Raw genomic sequence first — 461 nt, 5'->3', positions numbered from 1 at the left:
AACCGGAACTTACACTTTCACGCCTGATGCTGGTCAGTGTGCTACGGCTCCGTTTGTGGTAACAGTAACTGTGAATCAATTGGTGCCAACTTTCAATGGTTTGGATACTGAAATCTGCTCTGGTGATACTGCTCCTGTTCTTCCTTTAGTTTCTTCTAATGGAATCTCTGGAACTTGGTCGCCATCGACTGTAGATAATACTGCAACCGGAACTTACACATTTACTCCAAATGCTGGTCAGTGTGCTACGGCTCCGTTTGTGGTAACAATTACTGTGAATCAATTGGTGCCAACTTTCAATGGTTTGGATACTGAAATCTGCTCTGGTGATGTAGCTCCTGTTCTTCCTTTAGTTTCTTCTAATGGAATCTCTGGAACTTGGTCTCCATCGACTGTAGATAATACAACAACCGGAACTTACACTTTCACGCCTGATGCTGGTCAGTGTGCTACGGCTCCGT

At 44.5% G+C, this 461-nt stretch carries 1 pseudogene; it reads left to right on the top strand.

Annotation, left to right across the window (positions count from 1 at the left end):
• Positions 1-461, top strand: a pseudogene (locus G4D82_RS14335) (lectin-like domain-containing protein); the annotation flags it as partial.

The organism is Flavobacterium lotistagni, assembly GCF_011392125.1.
In the GTDB taxonomy this organism is placed as follows: Bacteria; Bacteroidota; Bacteroidia; order Flavobacteriales; family Flavobacteriaceae; genus Flavobacterium; species Flavobacterium lotistagni.
Note: the sequence above shows the minus strand (reverse complement) of the source record. Positions and strands in the feature narration are given on the sequence as shown.